Annotated in this window: 11 protein-coding genes; 8 read left to right on the top strand and 3 right to left on the bottom strand. The window is 69.8% G+C overall.

Annotated elements, in window-relative coordinates; translation table 11 throughout:
* Positions 1-102 precede the first annotated feature (102 nt).
* Positions 103-1,473, top strand: coding sequence for a pectate lyase (locus ACPFP2_RS03940; RefSeq protein WP_424086153.1), 1,371 nt, complete (start codon positions 103-105; stop codon positions 1,471-1,473).
* 52 nt (positions 1,474-1,525) lie between these two features.
* Here the strand turns inward: ACPFP2_RS03940 and ACPFP2_RS03935 are convergent, their stop codons facing one another.
* Together ACPFP2_RS03935 and ACPFP2_RS03930 are read right to left on the bottom strand one after the other, a co-directional pair.
* A complete protein-coding gene (locus tag ACPFP2_RS03935; protein WP_424086151.1) occupies positions 1,526-2,719 on the bottom strand; it encodes a threonine synthase in 1,194 nt (397 codons plus the stop codon).
* A gap of 14 nt (positions 2,720-2,733) precedes the next feature.
* Positions 2,734-3,768 (bottom strand): DNA polymerase ligase N-terminal domain-containing protein, encoded by a 1,035-nt coding sequence (locus ACPFP2_RS03930; protein ID WP_424086150.1) that lies wholly within the window; start codon positions 3,766-3,768, stop codon positions 2,734-2,736.
* Positions 3,769-3,846: 78 nt separating this feature from the next.
* Here ACPFP2_RS03930 and ACPFP2_RS03925 point away from each other — a divergent pair, with 78 nt between their 5' ends.
* The 5 genes from ACPFP2_RS03925 to ACPFP2_RS03905 all read left to right on the top strand — a co-directional run bounded on the left by ACPFP2_RS03925 (position 3,847) and on the right by ACPFP2_RS03905 (position 19,351).
* Positions 3,847-4,629 (top strand): aldo/keto reductase, encoded by a 783-nt coding sequence (locus ACPFP2_RS03925; RefSeq protein WP_424086148.1) that lies wholly within the window; start codon positions 3,847-3,849, stop codon positions 4,627-4,629.
* 710 nt (positions 4,630-5,339) lie between these two features.
* Positions 5,340-8,435, top strand: a complete 3,096-nt coding sequence (locus ACPFP2_RS03920) for a hypothetical protein (protein ID WP_424086147.1) — start codon at positions 5,340-5,342, stop codon at positions 8,433-8,435.
* Positions 8,436-8,479: 44 nt separating this feature from the next.
* A complete protein-coding gene (locus ACPFP2_RS03915) occupies positions 8,480-12,043 on the top strand; it encodes a LamG-like jellyroll fold domain-containing protein (RefSeq protein ID WP_424086145.1) in 3,564 nt (1,187 codons plus the stop codon).
* Positions 12,044-12,199: 156 nt separating this feature from the next.
* Positions 12,200-19,036 (top strand): polymorphic toxin-type HINT domain-containing protein, encoded by a 6,837-nt coding sequence (locus ACPFP2_RS03910; RefSeq protein WP_424086143.1) that lies wholly within the window; start codon positions 12,200-12,202, stop codon positions 19,034-19,036.
* Between the two features lie 15 nt (positions 19,037-19,051).
* Entirely contained in the window at positions 19,052-19,351 is a 300-nt protein-coding gene (locus ACPFP2_RS03905; protein ID WP_424086141.1) for a hypothetical protein, read from the top strand.
* A gap of 86 nt (positions 19,352-19,437) precedes the next feature.
* Here the strand turns inward: ACPFP2_RS03905 and ACPFP2_RS03900 are convergent, their stop codons facing one another.
* Positions 19,438-20,586: a GH12 family glycosyl hydrolase domain-containing protein gene (locus tag ACPFP2_RS03900; protein WP_424086139.1), complete on the bottom strand. Its 1,149-nt coding sequence runs from the start codon at positions 20,584-20,586 to the stop codon at positions 19,438-19,440.
* 405 nt (positions 20,587-20,991) lie between these two features.
* Between ACPFP2_RS03900 and ACPFP2_RS03895 the strand changes: the two genes are divergently transcribed.
* A complete protein-coding gene (locus ACPFP2_RS03895; protein ID WP_424086138.1) occupies positions 20,992-22,104 on the top strand; it encodes an FAD-dependent monooxygenase in 1,113 nt (370 codons plus the stop codon).
* A gap of 175 nt (positions 22,105-22,279) precedes the next feature.
* On the top strand, positions 22,280-24,031 hold the full coding sequence (gene ctaD, locus ACPFP2_RS03890) for a cytochrome c oxidase subunit I (protein WP_424086136.1): 1,752 nt from the start codon (positions 22,280-22,282) through the stop codon (positions 24,029-24,031).
* Positions 24,032-24,155: the final 124 nt, after the last annotated feature.

Here is a 24,155-nt window from a genome sequence, read left to right as displayed (position 1 = left end):
GGACGCACCGCGGCAACGGCCACCGACCGCCGTCGCGCCCGCGCACCCCGTACGACGCGGACGGTCGCCGTCACCCCACCACCTGCTCCACAGGAGGAATCCGTGCGCACCAGATCCGCCGTACCCCGACGTCCACTACTGCTCGCGGTGGGCGCCGGCGCCACCGCCGCCCTGCTCGCCGCCGGCATGGGCACCTCGGCCTTCGCGGCCACCGTCTTCTCCGACAACTTCGACGACGGCAACTACTCCGGCTGGTCCAAGTCCGGCGGCACCTGGGCCGTCAGCGGCGGCGTGTTCAGCCAGTCCAACGCCAGCAGCGAGCTGGCCCGGCAGTTCGCCGGCCAGACCAGCTGGACCGACTACCAGGTGCAGGCCCGCGTCCGGCCCGACGGCTTCGGCTCGTCCAGCGCCCTGGTCGGGCTCGCCGCCCGATCCAGCAGCAGCACCAAGATGTACCGGCTGGCCCTGCTCGGCTCCGGCCGGGCCGAACTCCAGGCCGTCAACGGCAGCCAGATCACCGCCATCGGCTCCGCCTCGGTCGGCGCGTCCGCCGGCACCTGGTACACGCTGCGGATCGAGGCCGCCGGCAGCACCATCCGGGGCTTCGTCAACGGCACCCAGATCGCCTCGGGCAGCAACGGCCTCGTCGGCGCCGGCCGGATCGGCCTGGTCACCGCGCACGCCAGGGGCAGCTTCGACGACGTGGCGGTGGACACCTCCGGCTCCACCCCGACCACGCCGCCCACCTCGTCGCCGACGCCGACGCCCACCACGACGCCGACCACCCCACCCCCCACCGGCACGCCGCCGCCGTCGACCTCGTGGCCGACGCCGACCTCCAGCGTCAAGGTGGACGCCACCACGAACGTCTCCGGCACCTTCGACGGCGGCATGAAGCGCTACTACGGAATCGGTGACGGCGGGCAGAGCGAGAGCCAGGACCCGATGTTCGTGCTGTCCGCCGGGGCGACCCTGCGCAACGTGATCATCGGCGCCCCGGCCGGTGACGGCGTGCACTGCGAGGGCAACTGCACCCTGATCAACGTGTGGTGGGAGGACGTGGGCGAGGACGCCGCCACCTTCCGCGGCGGCAGCACGTACACCGTCGACGGCGGCGGCGCCCGTGCCGCCAGCGACAAGGTGTTCCAGCACAACGGCGGCGGCACGGTGTACATCAGGAACTTCCGGGTGGAGAGCTCGGGCAAGCTCTACCGCGCCTGCGGCAACTGCTCCACCTCGTACCAGCGGCACGTGGTGATGGACAACATCACGGCCGTCAAGACGAAGGTGCTCGCCGGCATCAACACCAACTGGGGCGACACCGCCCGGTTCACCCGGATCACCGCCGACAGCGGCACCCGGATCTGCGTCAAGTACAAGGGCGTGCCGAAGGGCAGCGAGCCGACCGAGATCGGCGAGGGCGCCGACGGCGTCAACTGCATCTACTCGCCGTCCGACATCACCTGGCGCTGACCCCGCCGCTCCGGTGCCCCGTGGACGCCCGGTCCACGGGGCACCGGTCCGCTCAGCGGCCGACCAGCGGCACGCCGGAGACGTCCACCGTCTCCGGGTACTTCAGCCCCGCGCCGGTGTTCAGCACCACCACCCGCTCGCCGGCCCGGATCCAGCCGCCCGCCCGCAGATGCCGGGCGGCGGTCAGGCAGGCCGCACCCTCCGGGCAGAGCAGCAGCCCCTCCCGGGCGGCGAAGTCCCGCAGGTCGGCCAGGATCTCCGCGTCGTCGACGGCGAGCGCGGTGCCGCTGCTCTCCCGCAGCGCGTCCAGGATCAGCTCGTCACCGAGCGGGGCCGGCACGGTGATCCCGAAGGCGACGGTGCGCGCGTCCGCCCACGGGGTGGCCCGCTCCTCCCCGGCGGCGAAGGCGCGCACGATCGGGGCGCAGCCGGTGGACTGCACCGCCACCAGCCGGGGCAGCTTGTCCTCCACCCAGCCCAGCTCGCGCAGCTCGTGCATCGCCTTGTGGATGCCGATCAGCCCCACCCCGCCGCCGGTCGGGTAGATGATCACGTCGGGCACCTGCCAGCCGAGCTGCTCGACGATCTCGTACCCCATGGTCTTCTTGCCCTCCAGCCGGTACGGCTCGCGCAGCGTGCCGGCGTCGAAGACCGCGCCACCGGAGTCGGCGACCAGCTTCGCCACCCACCGGCCGGCGTCGCCGATCAGCCCGTCCACCAGGCGCAGGTCCGCCCCGGCGGCCAGGCACTCCCGCCGGCAGATGGTCGGCGCGTCCAGCGGCATCGCGATGGTGGCGCCCAGCCCGGCCCGGGCCGCGTACGTCGCCCAGGCCGCCCCCGCATTGCCGTTCGTCGGCATGGCGACGTGCCGCACGCCCAGCTCCCGGGCGCGGCTGACACCCACCGCCGCGCCGCGCGCCTTGAACGACCCGGTCGGCGTCAGCCCCTCGTCCTTGACGAGCAGGTCCGAAATGCCGATCTCGTGGCCGTACGCCGGTGCGCGCAGCAGCGGCGTCCAGCCCTCACCCAGGGTGGTGACGTGCCGCTCGTCGGCCACCGGCAGCACCTCCCGGTAGCGCCAGAGGTCGGCCGGGCGCAACCCGAACCGCTCCGGGGTGACCGCCGCCGCCACCGCCGCCAGGTCGTAGCGGGCCAGCAGCGGCGACCCGCAGCCGCAGAGGTTGACCGGCTCGCCGGCGTCGTGCTCCCGGCCGCAACGTGGGCACTCCAGATGGGTCAGGTACACGATGCTCCTCGCCGTCAGCCCGTGTCGATGCTCAACCAGCGGCGGCTGCGCCGGCCCGGCTCGTAGACCGAGTCGAGCCGCTTCGCCACCACCCCGGGCAGCCGCTGCGTCCGCGCGGTGTCGAGGGCCTCGGCGCCGGTGCCGGGGAACCACGGCGGAGTCTGCCAGTGCGTCCCGGCCGGCGCCAGCCCGTCGAGCAGCTCCCGGCGCTGCGCGTACGGCACGTCGGCGCTGCCCACGCCCTCCAGCCAGAGCAGGTCGACGATCAGGAACTGGCCGTCGCGCCCGCTGGGCCGGCGGACCCGTCCCGCACCGTCGATCCGCACCAGCACCCCGTCCAGCACGGCCTCCGTGGGCGCCAGCGCCTCGGCCATCCCGCGCAGCCAGGGGTACGTCCCGGTGACGTCCTCGTCGGTCTCCGACAGCAGCCGCAGCCGCCCCCCGGACACGTACGCCATCGCCCGGACCCCGTCCCAGCGCAGCTCGTAGCCCCAGGCGTCGGCGTCGCGGGGCAGCCGCGCGGCGGGCGTGGCGTGCATCGGCCGGACCAGCTCCGGCATGGGGGTCCAGCCGGGCGGGGGCGGGTCGGTGCGGCGGACCATCCAGTCCCGCCCGTCCCGGCCCCCGGTGGCGAACAGGACGTACCGGCCCCGGGTCCGTTCCCCGTCGAGCACCACCACGACCTCGTCGTCCTGCCACTTCTCGCAGCGGTAGGTGCCCCGGTCGTGGATGGTCATCGTGCCGCCGCCGTACTCGCCGGCCGGGATCTCGCCGTGGAAGTCGAGGTACTCCATCGGGTGGTCCTCGGTGTGCACGGCGAGGTGGTTGCGCCCGGTGTCCCGGGGCAGGCCACGCGGCACCGCCCAGGAGGCGAGCACACCGTCGTGCTCCAGCCGCAGGTCCCAGTGCAGGGCGCGGGCGTGGTGCTGCTGGATGACGAAGCGCGCCTCGCCCGCCCTCCTGGGCCGGCGCGGCGGGCGGCGCGGCACCGGCTCCGGGGTGCGCGCGGCGTCCCGCTTGCGCCGGTACTCCTCCAACCGGTCGGCCACCCCCGCATTCTCCGGCAGTCCGCCCCCGTTCGCCCGTTGCCCGGCATGTCGGGAGCGAACCCGGGTAGAACCGTCGGCATGGACCACGACCTGCCCACCGTCCTGCTCCCCGGCGACGTCCGGATGCCGCTGCTCGGCTTCGGCACCTGGCAGGCCACCGGCCAGGCCGGGTACGACGCCGTGCTGGCCGCCCTCGACGCCGGCTACCGGCACATCGACACGGCCACCATGTACGGCAACGAGGAGGAGGTGGGCCGGGCGGTCAAGGAGAGCGGACTGCGCCGGGAGGACGTCTTCGTCACCACCAAGCTGCCGCCGGACCGGGTGGGCCGGGAGCGGGAGACCATCGAGGCCAGCCTGCGCGCCCTCGACCTGGAGTACGTCGACCTGTGGCTGATCCACTGGCCGCCGTCCTCGCCGTCGGACGGCATCCCGATGTGGCGGGAGCTGCTCGCCGCCCGGGACGAGAACCTGACCCGCGCGATCGGGGTGAGCAACTACAGCACCGCCCAGATGGACGAGCTGATCCAGGCCACCGAGGAGAATCCGGCGGTCAACCAGATCCGGTGGAGCCCGTCCCTGTACGACCGGCAGCGGCACGCCGAGCACCGGGACCGGGGGGTCGTGCTGGAGGGGTACAGCCCGTTCAAGTCCACCGACCTGTCCGATCCGGTGCTGGTGCGGATCGCCGCCGCGCACGACGTGTCGCCGGCGCAGGTGGTCCTGCGGTGGCACATCGACCACGAAATCGTGGTCATCCCGAAGTCGGTGACCCCGGACCGGATCAGGGCGAACGCCGATGTCTGGAACTTCTCGCTGACCGCGGAGGAGATGCGCGACATCGACGCGCTCGGTGGCTGAGCCCGGATGATCCACTACCACCACGGCTTCCGTTCCACCAGGTGTCCATCAGTGGAATGTCCGCCGCTTCGGCGGAATTTGCCGAACAACCGCCGGAACTGACCGTTCGCCGATGTTCGAACATTCGTTCGAATGCCTTTCGATGCGGATGATATAGGGCTTCACCTGCTTCGATGGCACCTCGGAGCAGCCGCGTGCGGGTGTGGCCCGAATCCGGGTTGCCGGTGTGGCGGCCCTTGGTTCGATCCGCTTCCGTCGGTTGTGGCGCGGGCCGGAGGGCGCGCGACCGGCGTAAGGGTCCGGTATTCGACCTGCCGAAGTCGCGATTACGCGCGCGCTCCGCGTTTCCCGAAGCCGCGCCATTGCTTCCCGCGACTCTCCGTCATCGGATAATCAATTGACGCATGGCGATGCATGGCGCGTTTTGCCAGGTCAGCCGACACGCCCGGGCGCATGCCGTCCGAACAGCCAAGACTCCGCCGAGTGATCAAGGTCGGCAATAAGTCCGATTAGCGGCATACGTCCTCACAGTTCGTAATCGCGCTTGTGCCCTCCGCTCCCGGCTCCCTACAGTCCCGGTGCACACACAACTGGAGACTCACGGGGGAGGATTAGTGGCACGTCGTCAGACTGCCACCGTCCGTTCATGTCTTGCGGCAGGCGTTGCCGTGATGACGGCGGTCGCACTTTTTGGCATATCGGGCGAACCGGTGTCGTACCTGGCCGCGGGCCCGGACGGCGTCACCGGTGGCGTCGAGAACAACTCCGACGAGGCGGTGTCCCTGCGCAAGGCGCGGGAGACCGGAAAGCCCGTCAAGGTCGAGAGCCTCACGTCGGAGACGACGGAGGTGCACGCGCTGCCCGACGGGCAGTTCCGGGCGGACATCGCCACCGGCATGCAGCGCTTCCGGCGCGGCGGTGACTGGGTCCCGGTCGATCTCACCCTCGAGGCGGCGGCGGACGGCTCCGTCGCCCCGGTGGCCCACCCGAACGACCTGCGCATCTCCGGCCGGCAGGGCGAGGGCGCGCACGAACTGGCCGCCGTCGGCGCCGGCGCGCAGCGGGTGGCCATGGGCTGGTCGGGCGCGCTGCCCGCACCGGTCCTCGACGGCAACCGCGCCACCTACGTCGACGCCCGCCCCGGCGTGGACCTCGTCGTCGAGGCCACCCGGACCGGCTTCGAGCAGTTCCTGGTCGTCAAGACCCGGGAGGCCGCCACGCAGGTCGAGACGGTCACCTTCCCGTTCACCGGCCCCGGCGTCGCCGGGTCGACGCGCGCGAAGGACGGCTCGATCGCGATCACCGACCGGGCCGGCAAGCAGACCGCGCACATCCCCGCGCCCCTGATGTGGGACGCGAAGACGAACAAGATCACCGGCGCCCCGGCCGTCGAGAAGCCGGTCCGCACCGAACTCGCCACCCGCGGCGACGCCGTCGAGCTGACCCTCGCCCCCGACCGGGCCTGGCTGCGCGACCCGGCCACCGCGTACCCGGTCACCATCGACCCGACGGTCAACCCGCTGGGCACGACGTTCGACACGTACGTCCGGGAGACGGTGACCACCGACAAGAACCAGGAGGCCGACCTCCAGATCGGTCTGCTGGCCACCACCCCGGCCACGCTCACCCGGTCGTTCCTCACCTGGGACACCACGGTCCTGGCCGGCAAACAGATCAACTCCGCCACGGTCTCGTTCTGGAACTTCTGGTCGCACACCTGCACCGCGACCTCCTGGGAGATCTGGACCACCAACCCGTCGACCTACACCACGACGTTCACCAACCAGCCCGCCTGGGACACGGTGGGCCCGGACGCCAGGTCGACCGCCACCCACGGCTCCACCAACTGCGCCGACGCGTGGGCCACCATCGACGGCAAGACCTTCTTCCAGAAGGCCGCCACCGCCAACAAGACCCGGGCCGGCATGGGCGTGCGGGCCACCGACGAGACGGTGACCGCCGGCTTCAAGCAGTTCCGGTCCCGCGAGGGCGCCAACGCCGCCGAGGACCCGAAGGCGTCGGTGACCTACAACTCCTGGCCGACCGTCACCGCCCGGTCCACCGTCCCCGCCACCAGCTGCGTCACCGGCTCGTCCCGGCCGCTGGTCAACACCCTGACCCCACAGCTCAAGGCCACCGTCTCCGACGGTGACGGCACCGCCATGACGGTGACCTTCGAGTGGTGGGCCCTGAACGGTGCCACCGCTCTCGGCTCGACCGCGTTCACCGGCGTCGCGACCGGCGCCACCGCCACCGCCACCGTCCCCGGGGGCGCGTTCACCGAGGGCGGCAGCTACAAGTGGCGGGTGAAGGCGGCCGACGGCGTCGCCGGCAGTGACGTCTGGTCGTCCTTCTGTGAGATGACCGTCTACGTCACCGCACCGCCCGTCACCGGCTGCACCGGCGGTACCGACAGTGACTTCAACGGCGACGGCGTCGCCGATGTCGCCATCGCCGACCCCGAGGCGACGGTGAACGGCCAGGAGAAGGCGGGGCTCATCCGGGTCAGCTACGGCGGCACGGGCACCGTGAAGACTTTGCACGAGGGAGCCGAGCAGGTCGGCGGCGCCCCGGGCGCGGGCGACGGCTTCGGCACTTCGATCTCCGCCTATGACGCCAACAACGACGGCTGCACCGACCTCGCGGTCGGCATCCCGTACCAGGACGTCTCGAGCATGGCTGACGCGGGCGCGGTCCACGTGCTGCTGGGCACGCCCGCAGGCCTGGCGCAGGGACCGGCCTCGCTGGTGTACCACCAGGACGTCACCAACGTGCCGGACGCCGCCGAGGCGGGGGACTCGTTCGGCTACTCGGTCGCCGGCAGCCGGACCGCCGCAGGGCAGTCCTACCTGATCATCGGCGCTCCCGGCGAGGACATCGGGACCGGCGAGGACACCGGCCTCGTGCACTACCTGCGAGGCAGCATCAACGTGGCGATGAGCCAGGGAGCCGGCATCCCCGGATCCCCCGAAAGGGACGACCGGACCGGCTTCTCGGTCGCCGCCTCGACCCACCACTGGGCGGTCGGCTCCCCCGGGGAGGCGATCGGGAGCGAGCTCTTCGCCGGTGCGGTCAACGTCTTCAGCCACACCCTCACCAACAACCTGCCGACCATCGCCGCCGGCCTGACGCAGGACGAGCCGAACGTCTCCAACAACTCCGAGGCGAACGACACCTTCGGCAAGTCGGTCTCCATCGCTCCGTACCGGCCGGTCGGTGCGCCTGCCGGCCAGGCCGACTCGCTGGTGGTCGTCGGTGTGCCCGGTGAGGACATCACCGTCGCGGCGACCAACACCCCGGCGCCCGACGCCGGCATGGTGCAGCGCTTCCACGTCAAGTCCACCAACACGTTCACCGAGCTCTCGGCCATCACCTTCGCCTCGGAGGACGGCGACTACCTCGGCGAGAAGGTGGTCGTGGTGAACACCGACCCGGGCAGCGAGGGCACCGACGCCACCATGTTCCTCGCGATCGGCGCACCCGGTGAGGACGCGGGCAGCAGCGTCGTCGACTTCGGTCGGGTGCGGGTGTTCCCCGCCCTTGCCGACCCGATCGGCACCCCGGAGACGATCGCGCGTAGCGCGTCGAGCATCCCCGGCTCGCCCATCGCGCAGGAACTGGTCGGCGCCTCACTCGGGGCCACGTCGCAGCAGCTCTACGTGGGCACCCCGTACGGCGACCCCGCCGTCTACGGATTCACCTGGGCGAGCCTCGCGGGCGGGTCGGCGGCGCCGACGTCGACCTGGAAGCCGGGGCTGAACGGCATGCCGGCCGACGAGACCGCCTTCGGGGCGGTGATCGGGTGATGAGCCGGACGATCTGGCAGAAGAGCACGGGGGAGGAACAGGAAGTGGAAGGCCGTACACGCAGCCGCAGTTGGCTGCGGCGGGTCGGGATGACGGCCGGCCTGGCCGGGCTGTTCGCCGCGTACGCGACGACGGCCGGGCCGGAGGTGCCGTCCGCGGCACCACGGCCGGCGATGCTGCCCGCCGCCAGCGAAGGGCCGGTCCGCCAGTCCGAGGCGGAGGCGGTGGCCGCGGCCAAGGAGCTCGGCCGACGCGTCGAGATCGGTGCCATGCGCGGTGAGGCGTCGGAGACCTACGCCAACCCCGACGGCACCCTGACCTCCGTCGCGCACACCCAGCCCGTGCGGATCGCCCGCAACGGGCGCTGGATGCCCGTCGACGCCACGTTGACCCGCGGCAGCGATGGTGCCGTCCGTCCGGTGGCGACCACCGTCGCGCTCGAACTCTCCGGCGGCGGCGATTCCCCGCTGGTACAGGTCGAGCGCGCCGGCCGGAAGCTCACCCTGGACTGGCCGGGCAAGCTGCCCACCCCGGTCCTCGACGGCGACAAGGCCACCTATCCGGAGGTCCTGCCGGGCGTCGACCTGGTCGTCAACGTGGGGATCAGCGGTTTCTCCCACGTCCTGGTCATCAAGAACGCGGAAGCTGCGCGCAATCCGGAACTGGCCGAGCTCGACTTCGGTCTGCGCGGCGACGGCCTCAAGGTCGAGGAGCGGGCCGACGGCGGGCTGACCGCTGTCGACGCGGCCACGGGCGGAGCCGTTCTCGAATCGGCCACGCCAGTGATGTGGGAGTCCGGCGCGCCGGCGACCACGGCGGCGGCGAAGAGCCTCGCCCGGTCCGCCGACCCGGCTCCGGCGGACGCGGTCGAGGAGGCCCCGGCCTCGGCCCGGCGGGCCGAACTGGGCGTGAAGCTGGCCGCGGACAAGATCACTCTCGTTCCGGACCAGGCCATGCTCGCGGATCCGACCACCCGCTGGCCGGTGTACGTCGACCCGGTCTGGCAGGACACCCGCAACTCGGCCTGGGCCATGGTGGCCAGTGGCTACCCCAACGAGGAGTACTACAAGTTCTCCGGAACCCAGGGGCTCGGCGAGTGCCCCGTCTCCTCGGGGCAGTGCAACGGCACCGGCGTCAAGCGGCTCTTCTACGCCCTGCCGACCCCGTACGCGGGCAAGACGATCCTCGAAGCCGAGTTCGCGGTCACCATGACGCACACCTACGACGGGTCGGCCAAGGGGGTTGCCCTCTACCGGGCCGGTGCCGCCATCGGCTCCGGCACCAACTGGAACAACCAGCCCGCCATGAGCGTGCACCAGGAGACGAAGTCGCCGACCGCCGAGCAGAGCTCCTGCACGTCGACCAACCAGAACGTGACCTTCAACGCGCTCGCCGCGGTGAAGGAGTCCGTGACCAAGGGCTGGTCCACCACCACCTTCGGCATGCGGGCGGTCAGCGAGACCGACCACACCGCGTTCAAGCGGTTCTGCGGCAACGCGCTGCTGTCGGTGCGCTACAACCGGGCGCCGCTACAGCCCAAGCAGACCGAGATGACCATGTCCCCGGGTGGACAGTGCGTGACCGGCAGCAGCCGGCCGTACGTCAGCGACGAGCCCACCCTCTACTTCTATCTGCGCGACCCGGACCACTCGTCCACGCACACCGAGAACGTCTACGGCAAGCTGCGCTACTACTGGAAGAGCGGCACCACCGACGTCATCAAGACGTACAACACGCCCTCGAAGGCGAGTGGTTCCCGGTTCCAGTACACGATCCCCAGCGGGTCCATCCCGCAGAACACCGTCATCAAGTGGGACGTGATGGCGAACGACGGTTCAACCGACGGGACGCGCAGCGTCGCGTGCGAGTTCATCTACGACGCGACCAAACCGACCGCGCCGGACATCGACTCGCCCGAGTACCTGCCGAACGACAGCACAGAAACCACGTCCCTCTGCGCCGACGACGACGAATGGCGCGGCTCGGTGGGCACCTACGGCACGTTCACCTTCGACACGTCGGCCACCGATGCGGCGAAGTACTACTACGCCTTCAACACCAACCCGTCCCCGTCGAACGTCCTGACGCCCACCACGGCAGGTGGTCCGGTGTCGGTGACCTGGATGCCGGAAAACGACGGGCCGAACTACGTCACCGTCCAGGCGGTCGACCAAGGCGGGCTGACCAGCACGATCGCCACCTGTGTCTTCAGCGTGCCGACCCGGCTGGCAGCTGGCGAGTGGGCGCTCGACGAACTGGCCGGCGCCAGCGCACTGGCGGACGCCCGTGGACAGCACCCGGCGACGCCGGGGCCCGGTGTGCAGCCGGGCGTTCCGGGACCGGGCTGCATGGACACCGGTGAGGAGTGCCAGCTGGACCGCGCCGTCCGTTTCACCGGCACCGCCGACAGCTATCTCTCCACCGCCAGCGCCGCGTTGGTCGACACCAGCGGCGGGTTCGGAATCACCGCCTGGGTACGGCTGACCGACGCCAGTCGGGACCGGGTGGCGGTCAGCATGGACGGCAGCGGCGAGCCGGGCTTCACGGTCGGATACGACCACGCCACGAAGAAGTGGGCGGTCACCGTTCCGTCCACCGACATCACCTCGTTCGGCGGTTGGACGGCCACCAGCAACACCGATGCCGCCATCGGGGTGTGGACCCACCTGACGGCGGTCCACGACCCGGTGAAGCAGACCCTGCAGCTCTATGTCAACGGCAACGCCCAGACGGCCTCGCCGCGTCGTTCGGCATGGAAGGCCCGCGGTGCGGTGCAGATGGGTCGCGGGATGGCCAAGAGTGGGTACACGGACCACTGGGTCGGTGACCTGGCCGACGTGATGGTCTTCGACCGCGTGGTGGTGGCCCGTGAGGCGACCGCGATCTCCCAGCTCCGGGCGATCCGGCAGGCGTTCTGGCCGCTCGACGAGGTGATCGAGGGCAAGAGCCCGGCCGACGACGTCGCCGGCAAGGACCTGGTCCTCGCCGGCGGAGCGACGCTGTACACGCCCGACCTCGACGATCCGGAGGCGAAGTTCCCGCTGGGCGGCGCCGGCAACCTGTTGCTCGACGGGGTGGACGACGCCGCGCACACCACGACCGCCATGGCGCGGACCGACCGCAGCTTCACGATCAGCGTGCGGGTGCGGCTCGCCAGCGCGGGGTGTGGCCGGAACATGGCCGTGGTGTCGCAGAACGGCGCTATCGGCACCGGCTTCCTCATCCGCTGCTCCACCACGGACCAAGGCCGGTGGGAACTGGTCGTGCCCCAGGCGGACGGCACCGCGCCGACCGTGGTCGCGGTGATCGACAACGCGACGTTGCCGAACGCCGAGACGCAGGGCCAGTGGGTCGCCATGGTCTACGACTCCTTCCGGAAGGAGGTCCGGCTCTACGTCAACGGGCAGCTCTCCGCCACCGGCACGGCTCCGCGCCCGACGGCCTGGAACGCCGCCGGCGGCTTGCAGGTGGGCCGGGTGCAGACCAACACCAACGTGTACGGCGAGTACCTCGCGGGTGAGATCGACGACGTCCGGGTCTACTCCGGTGTCGTCGACGACATCACCCTGGCCCAGATCGCCTCTCCGGAGCCGAACCCCAACATCTGACCGCCGGCCGGCCCGTCCGTTCCTCGGACGGGCCGGCCCTGCCGTCAGTCACCCCTGTCTGCTCTCTTGCTGTCACTTGGAGTAGCGATGTCACTACCCCTGTCCCGTCCACCCTCTCCACGGAGGGCGCGCCTGCGGCGTGGCCTCGCGTGGGGCATGAGCGTCGTGGTCACCGCCGGCTTCCTCCAGGCGGTGCCGCCGTCGCCGACCGCGCAGGCCAAGCCCTCGGCCCCGAAGACCCAGGCCGAGGAGGACCCGGCCCCGGCCAGGCCGGCTCCGCCGGCCCGCCCCCGCCAGGTGGGCGACGCGGTGAAGAACGCGCTGAAGAGCGCCCCGAAGGTCAGTTGGCCCACCGCGGCGTCGGTGGACGTCCCCGTGTCGGCGACGACGAAGGCGTCCGCCCGTACCGCCGCACCGGCGAGGGCCACCACGGTCGGCGGTCTCGTGGTGACGGCGGCCCCGACGACGACCTCGGCCAAGGCCGAGGCGCGCTCGCTGTCGCGGCCGGAGGCGGTCCGGCCGACCAAAATCCGGGTGGAGACCCTCGACCGTGGCGCGTCCGCCCGGGCGAAGGTGGACGGTCCGGTCCTCCGGGTCAGCCGCAACGACGGCGTCGGCGCCTCCGGCCAGGTTCGGCTGACTCTCAGCTACGCGGGTGTGGCCGACGCCTTCGGCGGCGACTTCGGCGCGCGGCTGAGCCTCGTCAAGATTGCCGACTGCGCCGGCCGGCCGGCCGGTGACGCCGCCTGTCTTCCCCAGCCGGTGCCCACGGTCAACGACGCCGAGGCCCGCACCCTCACCGCGACGGTGCAGGCCGGGACCGCGGCCACCACGTACGCGATGACCGCGACGGAGAGTTCCGCCCAGGGCAACTACGGCGCCACCGAGCTGACGCCGTCGTCGAAGTGGAGCGTCTCCCCGTCCAACGGCGCGTTCAACTGGTCCTACCCGATGCGGGTCCCGCCGGTCCCCGGCGGCGCGAACCCATCGATCGTCCTGTCCTACAACTCCCAGACGGTGGACGGTCGCACCGCGGCGACCAACAACCAGGGCAGCTGGATCGGCGAGGGCTTCGGTTACGACCCGGGCTACGTGGAACGGCAGTACAAGCCGTGCACCGAGGACGGGCACGACGGAGTCGGCGACCTCTGCTGGTCGCACGAGAACCTCACGCTGATGCTCAACGGTCGCTCCAGCGAGCTGGTCCAGGACGGCACCGGGTGGCGTTTCTCCAGCGACGACGGCTCGAAGATCCGCCGGGAGACCGGTGCCGTCAACGGCGACGAGCGCGACGGCGAGTACTGGGTGGTCACCACCACCGACGGCGCCGAGTACTACTTCGGCATGCACCGGCTTCCGGGCTGGGTCTCCGGCAAGGAGGAGACCAACTCGGTCTGGACCGTGCCGGTCTACGGCGACGACAACGGCGAGCAGTGCTACAACAGCACCTTCACCAGCGCCTGGTGCCAGCAGGGCTGGCGGTGGAACCTCGACTACGTCAAGGACCGCAACGGCAACGTCGTTTCGTACTTCTACGACCGCGAGACCAACTACTACGCCCGTAACGCCAAGTTCGACGTCAACGGCACCGCCTACCACCGCGGTGGCTACCTCAAGCGCATCGACTACGGCCAGCGGCACAACGAGGTCTACACCACCAACGCCGCGGCCCGCGTGGCCTTCGGCATCGTCGAGCGGTGCATCCCGAGCGGCACCATGCTCTGCAACCCGGGCGACCTGAACGACTCCACCGCCAACCACTGGCCGGACGTCCCGTGGGACCGCAACTGCCCGGCGGCCACCAAGTGCAAGACCACGCAGGCGTCGCCGAGCTTCTGGACCCGCAAGCGCGTCACGCAGATCACCACCGAGATCCGCAACGCCACCGCGTGGAGCCCGGTCGACGCCTGGAAGCTGGACCACAACTGGACCAACAACGCCGACGGCAGCCGCAGCCTCTGGCTGACCCACATCCGGCACGAGGGTGTGTACGGCGGCGGGACGCCGATCACCGTCCCCAGCGTGCAGCTCGACGCCGTGCAGCTGCCCAACCGGATCGACAAGGCGGGCGACAACATCCTGCCGCTGATCCGGCCCCGCCTGAACACCGTCTGGACGGACTCCGGCGGTCAGATCACCGTCCGGTACGAGGACGCCGACTGCACCGCCGACACCCTCCCCACGCCGGGCACCAGCACGAAGCGCTGCTACCCGGTGATGTGGCACCCGGGCGGCGCCACCGACCCGGTCACCGACTGGTTCCACAAGTACGTGGTCAAGACGGTCACCGAGAGCGACATGACCACGGTGGTCCCGGGCACGTCCATCGCGCCCGACATGGTCACCGAGTACGAGTACCTGGGCGACGCCGCCTGGCGGCACGGTGAGCCCAACGGCATCACCGAGGCGAAGTACCTGACCTGGAACCAGTGGCGCGGGTACGAGAAGGTGCGGATCCGCAAGGGCAGCGAGCAGCTCAAGACGACGCTGACCGAGCACCACTTCCTGCGGGGCATGCACGGCGACAAGCTGCCCGCCTCCGCCGGCGGCGGCACCCGTACCGAGACCCGTACGGACTCGGTCGGCACCACCCACACTGATCACGACCAGTTCGCCGGCTTCGAGTTCGAGACGAAGGTCTACGACGGCTCAAAGATCATCAGCAAGTCGGTGGCGACGCCGTGGCGCCAGGAGACCGCCAGCAAGACCTGGACCTGGGGCACCGACCGGGCCTGGATGGTCAAGCCGTCGGTGAACCGCGGTTTCACCCTGCTCGAGGACGGTTCGTGGCGGGAGACCAAGTCGGTCACCACGTACGACGTCAAGACCGCCTCCTACACCGACCCGGTGGGCCGGGTCACCCAGGTCGAGGACCTGGGCGACGTGAGCACTCCCGCTGACGACCGGTGCACCCGGACGACGTACGCGGACAGCGCCACGCCGCGACTGCGCACCCTGGTGGCACGGGAGGAGACGGTCGCCGTCGCCTGCTCGGCGACGCCGAACCGGGCGACCCAGGTGCTGTCCGACGCCCGCACGTCGTACGACGGTCTGGCCTTCGGCGCCACCCCGACCCGGGGCAACGCCACCAAGGTCGAGAAGCTGTCCAGCCACGACGGCACCACCGCCAGCTACGTCACGGTGGGTGAGAGCACCTTCGACAAGTACGGTCGGCCGGACACCGCCAAGGACATCTCCGGCGCGCTGACCACCATCACCTACACCGAGACGAACGGCCTGACCACGAAGAAGGTGGAGAAGTCCCCGACGATCAAGGTCGCGGGCACCGACACCAACTTCTCGGCGACCACCGAGTTCCACCCGGCGTGGGGTCAGCCCACCGTCCAGCTCGACTGGAACAACCGGCGCACCGACGTCGAGTACGACAAGCTCGGCCGGGTCACCGGCGTGTGGCTGCCGGACCGCGCCAAGGCCAGCACTCCGACGGCGCCGAGCGTCCGGTACAGCTACATCGTCGAGACGTCGAAGCCGATCGCGGTGAAGACCGAGTCGCTGGACAACTCCGGCGTGTACGTCGCGTCGTACGAGATCTACGACGGTCTGCTGCGGCCGCGGCAGACCCAGAGTCCTGGTCCGGACGGTGGCCGGATGGTCGCCGAGACCTACTACACCGCCACCGGCCAGGCCGGTCGGGTCAACGATTCGTACTACGCCGCCGGCGCACCGTCCGGGCAACTGCTGCCGACGCTGACCGGTGACACTGACCTCCAGTCGGAGTACGTCTACGACGGCGCCGACCGGGTGACCAACGCGATCACCCTGGTGGCGGGCGAGGAGAAGTGGCGGACCGTCACCTCGTACGGCGGTGACCGGACCCATGTCGACCCGCCGACCGGGGCGACGCCGACCACCACCATCACCGACGCCCGCGGGCAGGTCCGCGCCCTGCGCCAGTACAAGGGCGCAGGCCCGTCCGGCGAGTACGACGAGACGACGTACACGTACACGGCGGCCGGTCAGCCGGAGACGGTGAAGGACGCGGCGAACAACATCTGGCGGTACGCCTACGACCAGCGTGGCCGCAAGATCTCCGCCGTCGATCCGGACACGGGCACGACGATCTACGAGTACAACGGGTACGACCAGCTCACGTCGACCGTCAACGCCGAGAACGTGCGGGTGTCCTACGCCTACGACGTGCTGGGCCGCAAGACGGCGACCTACCAAGGTGATGTCCTGACCGGCACCAAGCTCACCGAGTTCGTGTTCGACACGGTCGCCAAGGGACAGCTCTACTCGTCCACCCGATACGTGGGCGCGCTGAAGTACCAGGTCTTCTATCCGGCCCGGGACGCGTTCAACCGCGCGACGGAGGTCCGGTACTCCATCCCGAAGCCGACCCTCGATGACAAGCTGGGTGGGGTCTACCGCTTCCACACCGCCTACAACAACGACGGCACCGTCAGGAACATCGGATTCCCGGCGGCCGGCGGCCTGGCCCAGGAGAGCGTGACGTACACGTACGACAGCCTCCAGCGGGTCACCAACATCACCGGCTCGGGCACCGCAGGGCAGCAGTCCTACGTGACCGGCACGAAGTACGCACAGACCGGTGAGCTCCAGCAGGTCGAGTTGAACACCGGTGGCCGCAAGGCCTGGGGCACCTACTTCTACGAGGAGGGCACCAAGCGGCTCAGCCGCAGCATGCTGACCCGTCAGGTGATCGTGGCGCCGGGTCAGCCGGAGCCCACCGATCCGCCGTCGGACATCGACCAGCAGTACACGTACGACCAGGCCGGCAACGTTTTGAGCGTCGCCGACACCCCGGCCAACGGTCAGCGGGACATCCAGTGCTTCAACTACGACTACCTGCGGCGACTGACCGAGGCGTGGAGCACCGGGAGCACCGTCACCGACCCGTGCGCCGGTGGCCCGGCGACCAGTGGTGTGAGCGGAGCGGCTCCCTACCACCACAGCTACACCTACGACGTGACCGGCAACCGGCTCACCGAGACGCAGCACGCCGCAGGTGGCAGCGAGAAGATCGAGCGGATCTACGGCTATCCGGACGCCGGCCAGCCGCAGCCGCACACGGTCCGCTCGGTGACGGAGAAGACCTCGGGTGGTGACCGGCTCTACTCCTACGAATACGACAAGGTGGGCAACACCACCAAGCGGACCCAGATCGGGGAGGATCAGTCGCTGGTCTGGGACGCCGAGGGGCATCTCGCCTCGGCGACGAAGAACGGCCAGACCACCAGCTTCATCTACGACGCCGACGGCAACCGCATGGTCCGCAAGGAGCCGAACGCCACCACCGTCTACCTCCCGGGCATGGAACTGCGGCTCGACCACGCCACCAATGTGGTCGACGGCACCCGCTTCTACCAGGTCACCGACAAGATGTCGGTGGTACGGACCGTCAGCGGGCTGCAGTTCCAGGCGACGGACCGTCACGGCACCGGCCAGGCCGCCGTCGACGCCACCAGCGGTCAGCTCACCTACCGTCGGTCCACCCCGTTCGGGACCCCGCGCGGCAACCAGCCAGGGGCGGGTGAGTGGCTCGGCGAGAAGGGATTCGTCGGTGGCACGAAGGACGAGTCCACAGGTCTGACCCACCTCGGTGCCCGCGAGTACGACCCGTTGATCGGCCGCTTCATCTCCGTCGACCCGATCATCGATCCGGCCGATCCGCAGCAGATGCACGGGTACTCGTACGCGGTGAACAACCCGCTGACCTTCAGTGACGCCAACGGTCTGAAGCCGCTCGCGACGGACGGCGGCGCCGCGGAGGACAAGTACTGGAAGGACCGCCCGGACCAGAAGCTGACCCAGGACCCGAAGAGCGGCAAGTGGACGGTCATCAAGGTCACGCCGAAGAAGCCGCGGCCGTCCGAACCGCCGGAGGTGACCCGCGCCCGGCAGGAGGCCGAGCGGGCGAAGCAGATCGTCATCGCGATCGCCAAGGAGCTCGGCAAGATCATCGCCGACGAACTCGGCATCACCGACGCGATGGACTGCTTCATCAAGGGCGACATGGGCGCATGCGCGATGACCGCGTTGAACGTGGTCCTCACTGCGGTCGGCGGCGCCGCCGGCAAGTTGCTCGCCCGCTACGCTTTCCGTCTCGACAAGCTCAACGACCTCAAGAACCGCCTCTGGGATCTGGGTGGCCGGCTCAAGGAAGCTGTTACCACCTTCTTCAGGTCCCGTAAGCGGGCGGACGAAATGGCCGAAGCCGCAGCGGATACATGCGAGGTGCCCTGGGCGCAGAGCTTCGTGCCCGGAACACTCGTCCTGATGGCCGACGGCAGCAAGAAAAAGATTGAAGATCTTGAGCCTGGGGACCACGTCCGGGCGGAAGATCCCAAGACGGGGAAGTCTGCCGCGAAGGCTGTCGTGGCCACGTGGACGAGCAGGAGCGTGAAGGACCTTGTCCGGATCACGGTTGACATCGATGGTGACCATGGCGATGCCACTGACGAAATCGTCGCGACTGCCGTCCACCCCTTCTGGGTGGACGAGATCGAGGAGTGGGTCAACGCCCAGGCGCTGACCCCAGGGCAGTCGCTGCTCACCCCCTCCGGAGATCGGATGCGGATTGCCGGCGTCAAGCACTGGTCCGAGACGACCCGGGTCCACAATCTGACCGTCGACGACATCCACACGTACTATGTGGTGGCGGGAGAGCGGGCGGTGCTCGTCCACAACTGCGGGAGCGGAACAATTTCCGACAAGCAGATGAACGAGCATATTCTCCCGCGGCATGACCCGAACCATCCAGATTATGGAAAGTGGTACAAGAAGTCGAAGTTCGACGACTGGGTCACCCCGGATCATATTCGTAACTGGGCTAAGCTGGCGATGAGGAAGCCCGTGGACAAGACAAATATCGGCACTGGAGTCGGCCACCGTCATGTCTTGCGGATCAACAGCATCCACCCGGTGGGCTTCGACAAGGACGGAAACGAATTGCATACTATTGCCGTGTGGGTGGAAGACGGCAATGTCACATCCGTTCACCCGGATTGACGAAGGAGGGCGGGCGTGATCGATCTTGAGGTGCGTGACGAGTCCGGCGTTGTGCAGCAGCACGGCAACTGCGGCCTCGAGTGGTTTGCCACCATTGGTCGGCTGAACGAGGAGGAGTTCCCATTCCTGGGGGGCAGTCTGTTGCCCTACGCGGACACGATGTTCAATTCACGACAGGTGAAGAGGCTTAGGCGGGAGCTTTCCTGTGCGCCTGTTCGCGATGTTCTGGGGGCGGATGTCGTAGCGGAAATCGATAGATTGTGCTCGCAGGTCGAGAATGGTGTGGGCCTTTACCTGTGGTTCCTGGGTGACTAGTAGGAGCCTGTAGCCACCCGCCGTCCGGTGAACAGGGAAGGGGGCGTGACCCGTCGGGTCACGCCCCCTTCCGTTTGCTGGCAGGATTACACCCGCGAGCAGGCGACCCCGTTGAGTGAGAAGCTGGTCGGCGACGAGTACGCCCCGCTCAGCGTCCCCTGGTACCCGAAGTTCGCGGTACCCCCAGGCGCGATCGACCCGTTGAAGCTCACGTTCCGCGCGCTCACCGCGGACCCGCTCTGCGTCACGGTCGCGTTCCACGCGTTGGTGACCCGCTGCCCCGACGGCAGGTTGTAGGTCAGGTTCCAGCCGTTGATGGTGCTGGAGCCCCGGTTGGTGATCGTCACGTCGGCGGTGAAGCCGCTGTTCCAGACGCTCGCCGGCGTGTACTTCACCGTGCAGGCGGCGTTCGACGGCGGGGGCGACGACGGCGGGGTGGTGGTCGGCGGCGTCGTGGTGGGCGGGGTGGTCGAGCCGCCGCCGTTGACGTTGGCCGAGAAGGACGTCACGCCGAGGCCGGCGCCGCCCTGCCACGGCTCGAAGCCGGCCTGGATGCTGGTGAGGTACCAGCTGCTGGTGATCGCGCCCCGGTTGCGGGTGTCGTTGATGAACGCCAGCAGGTTGAGGTTCGCGCTGCTGATCGCCGACGGCGCGAGGTACGAGATGACGTTGTTGGAGCCGTTGCTGCCGCGCCAGACCTCCCAGCTGCGACCGTCGATGGTGGCGGTGCCGACCGGGGAGCCGATGGGCTGGATCGGGCCCTGGCGGTTGAGCCAGATCATGATCTCCATCTGGTTGACCCCGTCGCGCTTGGGCGTGGGGTCGAGCCAGATGTCGTACGAGGCGTTGTAGGTGGCTCCGCTGACGTACTTGTAGTTGATGCTGCTGGTGGCGCTGCTGATCTGGCTGACCTGGATCGGCAGGTTCGTGCCGGGGGAGCAGTTGGTGTAGTGGCAGCCGGCGAAGACCGACGGGTACGACACCGGCGCGCCGTTGGTCGGCGAGGAGCCCTGCTGGGTGGTGATCTCGAAGCCGGTGCTGGTGACGTTGATGCACTGCTGGGCGGTGGTGCCCCAGCGGTTGTTCTGCACCACGTACCGGTTCTGGATCGTGGTGGAGCCGTACTGCTCGCAGATCTGGGTGTCGGCGGAGGCGTTGCCGCCGAGGGCGACGGCGACGATCGACCCGGCGGCCAGCAGGCCGGCCGCGGCGATGGCCCGGAGTGAACGTTTCATGATGCTCCTTGGACTCCGGCGCGGGGGCGCCGAGTGGGACGGGGGACACGGGCGGGAGCGCTCCCAAGTTCAGTCGACACATTTACATGCCTGCAACTACTTTGCAACCGAACCGGTTAAGTGAATTCACGTGATCATCCGGCGTGGGAGGCGTGGAGCTTCACGCGCCATCGCGAAAGACGTCGCCGGGCTGATCGATGTCGCAGGTCAGCCGCAGGGTGGCGGTGGTTGCCGGCCCGAACGAGGACGGCTCGTCCGGGCGGCGACGTGAATGAGATGCGCGAATGGCGTCATCACTCCGAGGAGTGTGCGCGCCAGGGCCGATCAGGTCTACCGTGCGTCAATCGCGGGGAGTAGTGTCTTGCCTCCAACGCGTGCCGAACCCCTCCGGAGGCGTACACCACCATGGGTGGCAGCTCCCCCCTGCGCATCCTCGTCGTCGGCGCGGGCATCGCCGGCCTCGCCGTGGCCCGGGCACTGCGCCTGGCGGGGTTCCGGCCGGACGTCACCGAGAAGCTCCCCCCGAACGAACTCGTCGACACCGGCCTCTACCTCCCCGGCAACGCGGCGCGGGCGCTGCGCCGCCTCGACCTGCACGACCCGCTCCGGCCGTACGGGCAGGTGATCCACCGGCAGCGCTTCCTCGACGCGGCGGGTGAGCCGCTCTGTGAGGTTGATCTCGACGCGCTCTGGGCCGGGGTGGGCGACTGCCGGGCGCTGCCCCGTCGCGACCTGTACCAGGTGCTGCTCAGCGGCGCCGGTGGCGCGGTCCGGCACGGCGCCGAGATCAGCGCCGTGGAGTTGCTGCCCGCCAGTGTCGGGGTCACCTTCACCGACGGCACCGGCGGCGAGTACGACCTGGTCATCGGCGCCGACGGGCCCCGATCGGCGGTACGCAGCCTGGCCGCGCTCGGCGGCCCGCCCCGCCCGGCGGGCCAGGTGGTCTACCGCACCGTGGTCCGGGACGGGCCGGAGGTCACCGACTGGACCGCCCTGCTGGGCCAGCGCGCCGGCTTCCTCGTGGTGCCCATCGGCGCGGGACGGCTCTACTGCTACGCCGACGAGGCCGGCACCGTCGCACCGGCCGACCCGTCGGCCCGGCTGCGGGAGCTCTTCGGCTCCTACGGCGGCCCGGTGCCGGCCGTGCTGGCGGCGATCGGCGGCGACGTGCAGGTGGGGCTCACCGACGAGGTGGAGCTGGGACGCTGGCACCGCGGCCGGGTGTTGCTGGTCGGCGACGCCGCGCACGCCACCGCGCCGACGTTGAGCCAGGGCGCCGCGATGGCGCTGGAGGACGCGGTGGTCCTCGCCGAGTCGCTGCAGGCCGCCGGCACCGTCGAGGCGGCGCTGGTGGCGTACGAGAGCCGCCGTCGTCCGCGTACCCGATGGGTGCGGGACCGGACCCGGGACCGCAACCGGACCCGCGACGTCCCGCCGGCGCTGCGCGACCCGCTGCTGCGCGGACGCGGCGACCGGATCTTCCGCGAGCACTACCGGCTGCTGGTCGACCCGCTCTGATCGCGGGACAGGTCGCCCGCCTCGGCCCGGCCCGATCGCGGGACAGACCCCCCGCCCAGCATGCCGCACCACCCCGAGCGGCGTTGCCACCTGCCGGGGACTATCCTCCTTGCGGATGACGGCTCGCAGATGACAGCGCGTGCCGAGCGGGACAACCGAGAACCGGAGGCCATTCGTGACCACCGTCGCACCCAAGCCGGTCGTGACCCGGCCATGGCCGGTCCGAGAGCCGGTCAAGGGGTCGGCCATCGCGCGGCTGCTGCGCACCACGGACGCGAAGCAGATCGGGATCATGTACATGGTCACCGCGTTCGTGTTCTTCATGATCGGTGGCCTGATGGCCCTGATCATGCGAGCCGAGCTGGCGCGGCCGGGCCTGCAGTTCCTGTCGCCCGAGCAGTACAACCAGCTGTTCACCATGCACGGCACGATCATGCTGCTGTTCTTCGCGACGCCGATCGTGTTCGCCTTCGCGAACTACGTCGTGCCGCTGCAGATCGGCGCGCCGGACGTCTCCTTCCCCCGGCTCAACGCCTTCGCCTACTGGCTGTACCTCTTCGGAGGCACCATGGCGACGGCCGGCTTCATCAGCCCGGGTGGCGCCGCCGACTTCGGTTGGACCGCCTACACCCCGCTGAGCACGGTCGAGCACTCGCCGGGCGTCGGCGCGAACATGTGGGTGGTCGGCCTGGCCATCTCCGGTCTGGGCACCATCCTCGGCGCGGTCAACCTGATCACCACGATCCTGACCCTGCGCGCCCCCGGCATGACGATGTTCCGGATGCCGATCTTCACCTGGAACATGCTGGTCACCAGCCTGCTGGCGATCCTGATCTTCCCGCTGCTGGCCGCCGCGCTCTTCGCGCTGGCCGCGGACCGGCTGCTCGGCGCCCACGTGTACGACCCGGCGACCGGCGGGCCGATGCTCTGGCAGCACCTGTTCTGGTTCTTCGGGCACCCCGAGGTCTACATCATCGCGCTGCCGTTCTTCGGCATCATCACCGAGATCATCCCGGTCTTCTCGCGGAAGCCGATCTTCGGTTACAAGGGCCTGGTCGCCGCGACCATCGCCATCGCCGCCCTGTCGATGAGCGTGTGGGCGCACCACATGTTCTCCACCGGCCAGGTGCTGCTGCCGTTCTTCAGCTTCCTGAGCTACCTGATCGCCGTGCCGACCGGTATGAAGTTCTTCAACTGGATCGGCACCATGTGGCGGGGCCAGATCACCTTCGAGACGCCGATGCTCTTCGCCGTCGGCTTCCTGGTGACCTTCCTCTTCGGTGGCCTCACCGGTGTGCTGCTGGCCAGCCCGCCGCTGGACTTCCACCTGCACGACTCGTACTTCGTGGTGGCGCACTTCCACTACGTGCTCTTCGGCACCATCGTGTTCGCCGTCTTCGGTGGCATCTACTTCTGGTTCCCGAAGATGTTCGGCCGGATGCTCGACGAGCGGCTGGGCAAGATCCACTTCTGGCTGACGATGATCGGGTTCCACACCACGTTCCTCATCCAGCACTGGTTGGGCAACGAGGGCATGCCGCGTCGGTACGCCGACTACCTGCCCAGCGACGGCTTCACCACGCTGAACATGATCTCCACGATCGGCGCGTTCATCACCGGTATCTCGACCCTGCCGTTCATCTGGAACTGCTGGAAGTCGTACAAGACCGGGCCGGTCGTCGAGGTCGACGACCCGTGGGGCCACGGCAACTCGCTGGAGTGGGCGACCACCTCCCCGCCGCCCCTGCGCAACTTCGACCGGATGCCGCGGATCCGCTCCGAGCGGCCGGCCTTCGACCACAAGTTCCCGGAGCTGGCCGCCGGCCAGACCCTGGCCGGACCGCCGGAGGGTGGCTCCAAGCCGCTCACGTCCGAGTCCGACGGTGGCGCCAGCTACCAGGAGGACACCGCCAGCGACAAGCGCTGACGCTCCGCACGACACCGCCACGGGCGCCGCACTCCACACCAGGGGTACGGCGCCCGTCGCCGTTCATCCCGGTACGCTCGCTGCCCCCGAGCCGGTGGGCTGTGCCGATCGAGCGCGGCGGCGA

Source organism: Micromonospora citrea, assembly GCF_049629545.1.
Taxonomy (GTDB): domain Bacteria; phylum Actinomycetota; class Actinomycetes; order Mycobacteriales; family Micromonosporaceae; genus Micromonospora; species Micromonospora citrea_A.
The sequence above is the reverse complement of the archived record's forward strand: the minus strand, read 5'-3'. Positions and strand labels throughout refer to the sequence as shown.